The 9,906-nt window shown below is 64.2% G+C and carries 8 protein-coding genes and 3 pseudogenes; 3 read left to right on the top strand and 8 right to left on the bottom strand.

The annotated features are described in order from the left end of the window. Positions 1-339 precede the first annotated feature (339 nt). The 3 genes and pseudogenes from IPG50_29845 (at position 340) to IPG50_29835 (ending at position 1,473) form a co-directional block, all read left to right on the top strand. A complete protein-coding gene (locus IPG50_29845; protein ID MBK6696361.1) occupies positions 340-684 on the top strand; it encodes a hypothetical protein in 345 nt (114 codons plus the stop codon). After that, a pseudogene (locus IPG50_29840) lies at positions 611-1,045 on the top strand (hypothetical protein). The gene IPG50_29845 and the pseudogene IPG50_29840 overlap by 74 nt, the downstream one beginning before the upstream one ends. Further along, positions 988-1,473 (top strand): hypothetical protein, encoded by a 486-nt coding sequence (locus tag IPG50_29835; protein MBK6696360.1) that lies wholly within the window; start codon positions 988-990, stop codon positions 1,471-1,473. The pseudogene IPG50_29840 and the gene IPG50_29835 overlap by 58 nt, the downstream one beginning before the upstream one ends. Before the next feature lie 3 nt (positions 1,474-1,476). On the opposite strand, the gene IPG50_29830 is transcribed toward IPG50_29835, so the two are convergent. The 8 genes and pseudogenes from IPG50_29830 to IPG50_29795 form a co-directional block, all read right to left on the bottom strand. After that, positions 1,477-2,667, bottom strand: a complete 1,191-nt coding sequence (locus tag IPG50_29830; protein MBK6696359.1) for a hypothetical protein — start codon at positions 2,665-2,667, stop codon at positions 1,477-1,479. 89 nt (positions 2,668-2,756) lie between these two features. Beyond that, positions 2,757-3,899 carry a glycosyltransferase gene (locus IPG50_29825; protein ID MBK6696358.1) on the bottom strand — a complete coding sequence of 381 codons (1,143 nt, stop codon included), beginning with the start codon at positions 3,897-3,899 and terminating at the stop codon, positions 2,757-2,759. Then, positions 3,896-4,755, bottom strand: a pseudogene (locus IPG50_29820) (glycosyltransferase family 2 protein). The gene IPG50_29825 and the pseudogene IPG50_29820 overlap by 4 nt, the downstream one beginning before the upstream one ends. Then, positions 4,752-5,576 (bottom strand): class I SAM-dependent methyltransferase, encoded by an 825-nt coding sequence (locus IPG50_29815; protein MBK6696357.1) that lies wholly within the window; start codon positions 5,574-5,576, stop codon positions 4,752-4,754. The pseudogene IPG50_29820 and the gene IPG50_29815 overlap by 4 nt, the downstream one beginning before the upstream one ends. Positions 5,577-5,681: 105 nt before the next feature. Then, positions 5,682-6,784: pseudogene (locus IPG50_29810) on the bottom strand (glycosyltransferase family 4 protein). Further along, positions 6,781-7,758 (bottom strand): GDP-mannose 4,6-dehydratase, encoded by a 978-nt coding sequence (gene gmd, locus IPG50_29805; protein ID MBK6696356.1) that lies wholly within the window; start codon positions 7,756-7,758, stop codon positions 6,781-6,783. The pseudogene IPG50_29810 and the gene gmd overlap by 4 nt, the downstream one beginning before the upstream one ends. A 178-nt stretch (positions 7,759-7,936) precedes the next feature. Beyond that, positions 7,937-8,512 carry a GDP-mannose 4,6-dehydratase gene (locus tag IPG50_29800; protein ID MBK6696355.1) on the bottom strand — a complete coding sequence of 192 codons (576 nt, stop codon included), beginning with the start codon at positions 8,510-8,512 and terminating at the stop codon, positions 7,937-7,939. Between the two features lie 294 nt (positions 8,513-8,806). Then, the gene (locus IPG50_29795; protein ID MBK6696354.1) at positions 8,807-9,130 is read right to left on the bottom strand and encodes a hypothetical protein; all 324 of its coding nucleotides are present in this window, start codon (positions 9,128-9,130) and stop codon (positions 8,807-8,809) included. Positions 9,131-9,906 lie beyond the last annotated feature (776 nt).

The raw sequence follows: 9,906 nt of genomic DNA, 5'->3' as shown, positions 1-9,906 counted from the left end.
GGGCGGCGCATTCCGTGTTGCCCCGAGGCCAAAGCCATCATGCTGGCAGAGGGCGTTGACGGCGACATGGACACGGCCGTTCTCGGGCCTACGTAGAGCATGGTTCCACGGCCCTTGATGCCTTCCAGCGCACTCTCCTTCGAGGAGTGGAAGCAGCTCTTGCCGGGCACGGCGATGCACGTCCGCGTTCGCGACGGAGCAGTCAGGGGCGTCCGACGTGGTGCCCTACTTCTCGATCGATCTGTCTGCGCGGCATGCCTACCGTAGCGACTTCGGCCCCAGAATCTGGTCGCAACCGCTTGAGGGTCCTCCAGGATTCAGTTCGCTTGCGCTTGCGGAGTGACGTCCCCGGTCGGCTCTCGTGCCTGTCAGGCGGCTTGGGATTCGTCGTCGCTGGTCGCGCTTCATGCGTCGGACGCGCCCGCGGCAGAGATGCACACGTTCACAGGTCGGTTCGTCGCGAGCAGGAGGACGAAGGAGTTTGCCCGCCTGGTGGCGGATACCGTTGGGTCAGTCCACCACGAAACAGAGCCCACGCCCCGGTTCTTGGCCTCAGCCTCGCGGATCCATTGGCACGCCGACTTCCCCATCGGGGGCTTGAGCCAATTCCGCTCAGTACTGCGTCTTCGGTCTCGCGCGCGAAAACGGCGTCACCGTCCTGCTCGACGGACAAGGCTCCGATGAGCAACTCGGCGGCTACGGAAACACAATCACCAGGACATTTCTGCGACAGTTGCTTCGGGAGCGACGGTGGTCGGCCGTCTTGCACGAGCAACGCTTGCTGGCGGCGCAAGCTCCGTCAACCTTCGGTACATTTCGCCTGCTGCTCGAGGAGTCTGCCCTTCGCCGCCTACAGCCCCTCCTCCGGCGTGTTGGGCGCCGAGGTCAGCTGCGCCGACGCGACTTGGTATTGCCACACGCGCGGCGTGACGCGCTGCCCCTGGGAATTCCGCCAGGTGAAGCGAACGAGAGCCTGTCGACGATTCTTTGGACGCTCAGCTTCAGAACCATGCTTCGTCGCTCCTCCGCTTCGGCGACCGCTTGAGCATGGCTCACTCGCGGGAAGTCAGGCTGCCCTTCTGTGACCACCGGCTCACGGAGTTCGCGTTCGCGGTCTCTCCCGACCTCCTTGTGGGCGAAGGAGAAGTGAAGCGCGTGTTGCGACTCGCCGCGCAAGGTCTTGTTCCGCAAGAAATACTAGCGAGGCGGAAACAAGGCTTTGTCCCACCCCAGACCAAGTGGCTGCTTGGGCCCTTGAAGGGGTTCATTCAAGACCTGCTCCAACCGGGGGCCGGGCTAGAGGACTTCATGGATTTGAACCTTGCTCGTGGCCTCACGGCAGCAAGCGCCGAGGAGAGGGCGCGGGAAATCAACCTGCTGTGGGACACCGCCAACCTCGCGGCCTGGGCGCACTTCGCCTATCAGCCCATGAAGCGTCAGCAGAAGGTTGCCCCGCAGGCCCAGTCGTCGTGAGCGCTACGCAATACGGCGCAGCAGGTCAGACAACGCCAGCGCCTTGGAGGGCCACGCGTGTGCCGCTACGTTGGGATGATTCGTGCGGCCTCGGTTTCCGAGCGCGCGCTGCGCGATGATCCACTTTGCGGCTGCGTGAGGATCGGTGATCGTGGCAACGTGAGGAAGTTTGGCCGCGACGGCGTGCATCTCCGGGAGTAGGCCACCCAGGCACAATGTTGGGGTGCCTGCGGCGAAACATTCGAGTTCCTTCACACCGACTGACCCTCCACGCTGCGCAGCTGGCCCGTGGGTAGCCGGCACGACCAGCAGCGTGCCCGCCCCCTTCATCACCTCGAAGGGACTTGTCGTGAATGGCGCCTGTCGTGCCGCCACGCCGCGCGCGCGGAGCTCGTTCGCAAGCAAGGGTGAGCCGTGACCGTAAACGACCAACTCAATTCCCTCGGGCGCGAGGTGTTCAACGAGCTGAGCCACCAGCCGACAATCATGCTGGGGCCCCAGGTGGCCAACGTGCACAAGCTCAAATCTGTCGCGACGCTCGGGCGCAGCCACCTCCATCCCGCTCGCGTCGTAGCCGCTCCATATGACCTCTGTGGGGCGCCTGAACAGAGCGCGGTCAATCGTCGCCTGCGCGCGAGCGGTCTCTGTCAACGCTGCCGCCGTTGCGAGTCGCCGGCGTCGCTGCCCACGTTGCGCTGCGCGCGGGCCTCGGTGGAACAGATCCCAAGGGTCCTTGAAATCTGCCACCCAAGGAACGCCCGTCTCGCGCGCGAAGCGGAAGGCAATCTCGTGTGCGCTGTCGTCGCCGTGAATTGCCCAAACGATCGAGATGGGGTGGTTGCGATGCACCGAGCGCGCATCCGCCAGGGAAGCTTGTGCCCAACGCGCGTAGGGGCCCCATCGAAGCGTCCGAGCCAGCGTGCGCAGGCGGCTCCTCGCTCTTGGCCGCTCGACGCGCAACGGCCGCCCGTCGGGCACGAAGTCCGGAAACCAGCACCTCGGGTTCGCTCGGACAACCGACAGCGCGTCGTCTTCGTCGCGGTCACCTCGCCAATCCACGGTCAGGACCGTCACCGGGTGGCCGAGTGCCGCAAGGCCCTTGGCCATTTGTGCAGCCCTCGTGCTCGCCACGTGCCGGAGGGGCGCGTAGCCAAACGACACAATCGCTACATGGACCTCGTTGACCGGCTTCACACGTCAAACATCGAATGGGCGGCCCAATCGCGCCCGACCGACTCCCGCTCGACAGAGGCTCTGACGGTCGTGTTCCGGACGTCAAGGGCTCACGAAATTACTATGTCGCGTGGGCGAGGGCCTCCGCCAAGCAGCCACGAGTACGCCGCCTCCATGCGCTCGGAGATGCTGGCCCAAGAGTACTCGCGCTCCATCCAGGCTCGACCACGTAGGCCCATGGCTTGGAGCTCCGCCCTCGTGGCTCGAGCAAGCTCTAGGACGGCTCGATCGAGTTCCGAGCCGGTCCGTTCGACCCAGCGCCCGCACCCCTCGACTTCAAGGCGAGGCCAAGGTGCCCCCCGGGTTGTGATCACGGGCGTTCCGCACGCTAGGCTCTCCGCGATCGTCATCCCGAAGTTTTCCGTGTGCGTGGGCAAGATGTAGAGCTCGGCGTTTGCGTAGGTGAGGAACTTGGCGGCGCCAAAGCGCGGTCCGAGGAACCGCACGCGTTGCAACGCGAGTTCGTGGGAGAGCGCTCGCATGCTCACAGCATTGGCATCCTCCGGGCCCACAATGTGGAGTTCCCAGTCGGGCAACTCTTTCGCGACGCGTTGCCAGCAGTGGAGGAGGAGGTCGACCCCCTTGACCGGGTGGATGCGCCCGAGGAAAAGAAGCACGCGGGGCCCGGCACCTTGCGCGTCGCGGGACGCGCTGGGCGGAAGGTCGATGCCGTTGGGGATGATCGCAACGGGCGCCTTGAAACCGAGCCGCCTGATGTCCGCAAGCTCCGCCTCGGACGTCGCATGAAACAGGGCCGTCGACCGGACTGATGAACCCTGCCCAAGGAGCCACATGATGCGCTTCGTTCTCTTCGAACGGTTCATGGCCCACGGCGCGAAGACCCCTCGAGGGGAGGTGACGAGCGGTGTTCGCGCGGCCCTGGCTGCGAGGCCCGCATGCACATTCGGCAGCATCCACAATCCGTTGTTGTGCACCAGGTGGACGTGCCGCGCGGCTTCGCGGATGCCCCGTCGGAACGAGGTTGATAGACCGAGTACCCGTGGTCCGGGCAGCCTTGGGTATACGATCGTCTCCACGCCGGGGACTTCCGGCGTCGTAAGCCACCTCAGAACGTGCAACGTCACGCTCACGTCACGTGCGGCGAGGGACGAGGAGAGGCGCGGAACAGAATAGGAAGGACCGCTGGCCTCGTGGCCGATCTCCGGCACCACCATCGCAACGCGGAGTGTCACTTATTGACCGCGGGAGGCGCGTCTGCGCGAGGTCGAGTGCGGTCCATGGCCTTGATGTCGACGAGCATCCAGACCCAGAGCGCTTGCAGGAAGTGGTATGCAAACGCCTCTTTGCCGTCGAGAAAGCCACCTCGCAACCCATAGCGGTAGGCGAAGTAGAGGCCAGGGCGAAATGAACGGCGGTAGCCGACGCCAGACGCGATGCCTGATCCAGCGCTTTCGCTGCGCTTGATTCCCGAGGATCGACGCGTCGATCTCGCCTTCGCGCGGGCCGCGGACGAGTTCGTCTGCCTCAAGAGAGGTGTAGTGGTTGTGCTTCTCGATCCAACGCTCTAACGGCTTGTTGTCTTCGTGGATGATGTCGTGCTCCAGGCGGCCGAGCTCGCCGTCGACGATAACGTGCTCGCCGATGCCACGCGTTTCGAGCTTGGCTTTGGAGCGTCGGAAGAGGCGAAGGATCCATGTTGGGTAGTACCCGTGGCGAATCCACTTGCCCATCCAGATGAGCCTGAACCGACAGAGGTAGCCGTCCTTGGTTGGTCCGGAGGCGAGGAGGTGGTGATCCGTCCCGGAGGTTGGGGGGGACGCGCTCATCGGCATCGAGGAAGAACACCCAGTCCGTTTGAAATGGAAGATCATTCAGCGCGGCCTGGCGCTGCGCCGCGTAGTCGACGAACCTGTGTTGATGGACGGTGCAGCCTAGCTCGCGCGCAATGGCAACGGTGCGGTCCGTGCTGAACGAGTCGAACACGAACACCGACTTTGCCCACCCGCGAACGGATGCGATGGCTTCGGCTAGGTTCTCCTCCTCGTTGTAAGTGAGAATGACGACGCTCACGTCAACGGGCGAACTCATGTGCGTTGTAGCTCCATGATGAGACATGCGCCCCGATTGACTCGGTCCGCCACGCGATCAACGCTTCGGGCCCAGCGCGCGAGGGCGTGTTTGACGCGTCCCGCGCCAACAGCACCGTCGCCTGCCACGGCGGCCTGGCCTCCGCTAGCGTCCGTGTGGATGCCTTGGGCTGCGTCCCGGGCGGCGGCAGCAAGGGTGATGAAGAACTCACCGTCCTGAGAAGTCCGTCGAAAGGCCACGTTCCCATAGCGCTCGAGGCCCATGCGACGCAGCGCGCGCTCCGTAAGCATCGACACGTGGTCGATGGGTTTGAGCATGACCCAATGCTTGCCGCTGAGTCGCGCCGGCAGGCAGTCGGAATCGGGTGTGATCGCCACGAGCCAGCCGCCGGGACGTACCAGGCCCGCGAGGCTCTCAAGGAATGGACGCGGGTCGTAGATGTGCTCGACAACGTGACTTGTGAGGACGAGATCGAAGCCGCCCTCCGCGAAGTCGCCCGGTCGGTAGTACCCGCTCCGGATGTCTAGACCCAGGCCACGACCGATGGTGGCGTGGGCGTCGCTGGGCTCTACCCCCATGGCTTCGAAACCGAGCTCCCTTGCCGCGAGGAGATAGCCACCGGCGCCGCACCCAACATCGAGGATTCGTGCTCCCGGCCGGGTGTACCTCCGGAGCAGCTCCCTCTTTCGCCGACCTGCAGTCGCTCGAATCTCTTCGATGGAGGTGGAGCCGGGGGCGGACCGGGATCGTAGGTTGGGTTCAGGCGAGCGTATTCGCTGCTCGATAGGTCTGCTGTGATTGACCCGCAGGTGCGGCACCATAGGTAGGAGCGATCCGCGCGCGAACGTCGACGGACCTGCAAACTCGAACAAAGACGACAGGCGGCCACGGGCCGTGAGCTTAGCTCGGCGCCCACCGTCGTGCACTCATGCAGCACGGGATCTGCCTGGGCAAATGAGGTCGAGCACGCGATGGGTTCGAGCCTCGAATGCGGGGTACTCGAAGTACGCAAGGCCGTCGGGTACGACGTGCGGCTGCTGCAGCCCCCGCAGTATGGCCACGACCAACGCCCGTCGGTCATCGGGATCAACGAGCTGCCCGAGCAGACCGTCGCGAAGTGCCTCGCGGCTACCGTCGACCTTGCTCCCGATGCAGGGCACGCCACGCGAGCGCCTCGAGAAATACGAAGCCGAATCCCTCGCCTCGACTCGGCATTACGAAGAGATCGGCGAGCCGATACAGATCAGCCTTCTCCGCTTCCTCCACCATGCCCGTGAAGACGACGCGGTCCGAAAGCCGAAGATCCGCGACCTTGGCCTCCAGCCGCGCGCGGTCCGTCCCGTCGCCCGCGATCACATAGGAGACGTTGGGTATCTGCTTTGCCACTTCAGGCAAGGCGTCGAGCACTTCATCGAACCCCTTAGCGCGTTCCCGCCCGGCGAGTCGCCCAAACGTCATCAGCACCGTGCGGCCTTGGAGTCGATAACGGTCCTCCAAGTACTTAGGGCCTCGTCCCCGGGGCGAACGCCGATGTGCTGAAGGCGTTCGGGAGCAAGGGAGACCATCTCGCTCCGCACTCGCGCCCAGCCCTGAATCGCTCTGGCGTTGTCTCGCTGATAGACACCACCGAATTGATGCGCCCAATTGGCAATCGTCGAGCGAGTTGTGCCGGGGGAGTCCACGCGTCAATGCCGTAGATCATGAGAGAGAGCGGCGACCTAAAGCGCGCCGCCGCAAAGGCGGCCAGCGGGAGAAGGTTGATGTGCGCGCAAAAAACGAGGTCAAAGCCGCGGAATTGGGCCAACTCCTTCGCAAGCGATGCGGCGTACGCCCGCGTGCCGTTTAGTGCATCGGTGCGAAACGTGAGCCGCGCAGGAATGGGCTCGAATGGGTTGGGCGCACTTCTGGGCAACGCCACAACCTCGGAGACCTGCGGGTGAGAGCACATGGACGCGAGCAGATCACGGTTGTACTTCGCGATACCGCCGTGACCGCCAAACGCGTCCGTGAGCAGAACGAGGATCCTCAACTGTTGCTGGCCTCTCGTCGGGCGCGGGCCACGTCCGCGTCGACCATCATCTTGACAAGCTGTTCGAAACCAACCGACGGCTTCCAACCGAGGACCCTGCGCGCCTTCGCTGCGTTGCCGATGAGGAGGTCTACTTCGGCGGGTCTGAGTTGCCGATCGTCGTAGGTGACGTAGTCGGTCCACTTGAGACCCACGCAACCAAACGCGACGTCCAAGAATTCTCGCACGCTGTGCGTCTCGCCGGTGGCGATGACGTAGTCGTCGGGTTCGGGCTGCTGCAGCATGAGCCACATGGCGGCAACGTAGTCACCGGCAAATCCCCAATCGCGTTTTGCCTCGAGGTTTCCGAGCGCCAGGTGCTTTTGTTTGCCCGTCAGGATGCGCCCGATGGCGCGCGTGACCTTTCTCGTCACGAAGTTTTCGCCCCGTCGCGGACTCTCGTGATTGAAGAGAATGCCGTTGCTCGCGTGCATCCCGTAGCCCTCCCGGTAGTTCTGCGTGATGTAGAACGCATAGGCTTTTGCGGCCGCGTAGGGGCTTCGGGGGTGGAAACGGGTCTGTTCCGTCTGAGGGACGTCCTCGACCTTGCCGTAGAGCTCTGATGACGACGCCTGATAGAAACGTGCGGTCTTCTTTCCAAACGAACGGAGCGCCTCGAGCAGGCGGCACACTCCGGAGCCGGTGACGTCCGCCGTGTACTCAGGCATTTCAAAGCTGACGCGGACATGGCTCTGCGCTGCGAGGTTGTAGACCTCGTCGGGGTCCACCGTTCGAATCACGCTCTGAAGCGATGCCGAATCCACCAGGTCGCCGTAGTGAAGGGAGAGGCGATCACGCACCGGGTCGATGCGCTCCGTGTTGAACGTGCTCGCGCGACGGACGAGCCCGTGCACCTCGTAGCCCTTGTCGAGGAGCAACTCCGCCAGGTACGAGCCGTCTTGACCGGTGATTCCGGTGATGAGAGCGCGCGGCATGGCTTTTCCGTGATTAGGTCAGTTCTTCGGAGCGAATTTCCGGCGAGGTCGTGGTTGATGACTCTGGCCACCAATGCCCGAAAGTTCAATGTCGTTGCCCAACCTAGCGCCCGCAGGCGCGAGGGGTCGCCCACCAGGGACGCGGCATCCGTAGGTCGGAACAAGGTAGGGTCTATCGTCAGCACCTTGGAGTGGTCGAGCCCAAGCAGGTCGCACGCGGTGAGCGCAACGTCCATGATTGAGTGACCCACACCGGACGCGCACACGTAGTCGTCTGGCTCGATGTTGCGGCTGGTAGCCAGCAGGACCGCCGCCGCTGCCATGTCGCTCGCGTGAAGGAAGTCGCGGATGACGGCCGTGTTACCCAACCGAAGCGGCTCACGCACTCGACCGAGGGACATGCGTGCGGGTGGTCCGTGATCTTTCGAAATACGAAGCGCTTCGATCTGCGCTCAGACTCGCCGACGTAGAAAATCACGTTGAACATCTCACCGCCGAGGCTCCGTCGCCCGTGCTGCACCGCCAGGTGGGCCGCCGCCTTGGACAGGCCATAGGGCGAGGTGGGTGAGATGGGCGTCCGCTCCGTTTGGGTCATGGTTCCGGACCCGGCGAAAATCTCTGCCGAACTCGCGTGGACCAGCCGGATTTTCCGAGCTGCAGCCGCGAACACCATGTGAGCGGTGAGTCGAGCGTTGGTATCAAAGGCGAGCTCTGGCGAAGCCCAGGAGTCACCGACGCTGGAGAACCCAGCCAATGAAGCACGACCTCCGGCGAAACGTCGTCCAGGAGTGCGGCACAGTTCTCGGGGGTGACCGCGCCCGGTGTCGTGGGAGTTGCTCCGCTCGAATTGCGGTCGGAAAGAATGACCTCGTGTCCGGCGGCCACCAGCGCGCGCGTACAAAAATGGCCGAGCTGGCCCGCCGCACCGGTAACAAGCATCCGAGACATGGCGGCCAGGCTAAGGCAACTAGGGCCACAAAATCACTTCTAAAGGGGAAACAGGCCGCGAGTCTCGACGACCCGCGGCCTGCTCGCGCGGCTTCCGCTCTCAGTTCAAGATGTAGGCGGTGTTAGGCGTGATCTTGTCAGCGGGTACGTTGCCTTGGTTGCGTACGCGCGCCTGAAGCAGCCAAGTCCCAGACGGCGGCACCGTGTTCCATTGCGCAACCGGGTTCGTTGACCAATCCCTGAGGAGGGTGAAGAGCCCGCCGGGCGCCTGCTTCAAGAAGTAATACTCCGGGGTGCCGGGGCAAACGGAGCTGGCCGTGAGCGTCACCTGCGCACCGACGGTCTGCGGGCTAGCGGGCGAGCTGACGAAACTGACTGCCGTGCAGTTTCCACCACCGCCGCCGCCGGTGATCGAATAGGGCATGGACGCGAGGGCTTCGTGACTCGCTACGCTCGTGCTGGCCGGGTACGGACCTGGAGCGAGTGCGTTCCAGCCACCGCACCGGTAGTGTTCCAAACGAACGTAGCCGTCGCGCTATACGCTTGGCGCAGCGTCCAGTAGCCGCCTGGGGCAAGCGTGTAGAACTGGTAGTGGGGGTCGCGCCGCTCGTGCATGTCGCGGCTCCGGTGACCGTTACCGAGGTTCCAGCGGCTTGCGGGCTGGACGGCGACGCGGAGACGTTTAGGCCGTTGCAACGCCCCGCTCCCGCCCGTGAGTGTGTAACTAAACGACTGTTGTGCATCGTAGGCCACCGCACTGCCGGCGCGGCGGGTTCTGACAAGCACCGTGTACGGTGCCGCCCCGTAACCTGGTGGTGTTCCAGTTCCACGTCGGGGAGGCGCTGTAGGCCTGGACCAGGACGTTGCCGCCCCCCGTTGTTGAGGTAGAACTCGTACTCCGGTGTGGTCGCGCCGCCATCGGCCTCAAGCGTGCACGTCGCCGTTCCCGTCACGGTGACAGCCGTCCCAACCGTTTGCGGGCTGGACGGTGCTGCGCCAGCCGTGAGGCTGTTGCAAACGCCGGGACCGCCCGTGAGCGTGTAGTTGGTGGACTGCTGGCCTTCATAGGTCTCAGCGCTGCCAGCTCGCCGCGTGCGAACGAGCACCGAGTGGGTTGTGCTCGAGAAACTCGTCGTGTCCCAGTTGAAGACATTGGATGCGCCGTAGGCCTGGACCACGACGAAACCTGAGCCGCTATTG

This window comes from Myxococcales bacterium, from assembly GCA_016703425.1.
Classification (GTDB): domain Bacteria; phylum Myxococcota_A; class Polyangia; order Polyangiales; family Polyangiaceae; genus JADJCA01.
Note: the sequence above shows the minus strand (reverse complement) of the source record. Positions and strands in the feature narration are given on the sequence as shown.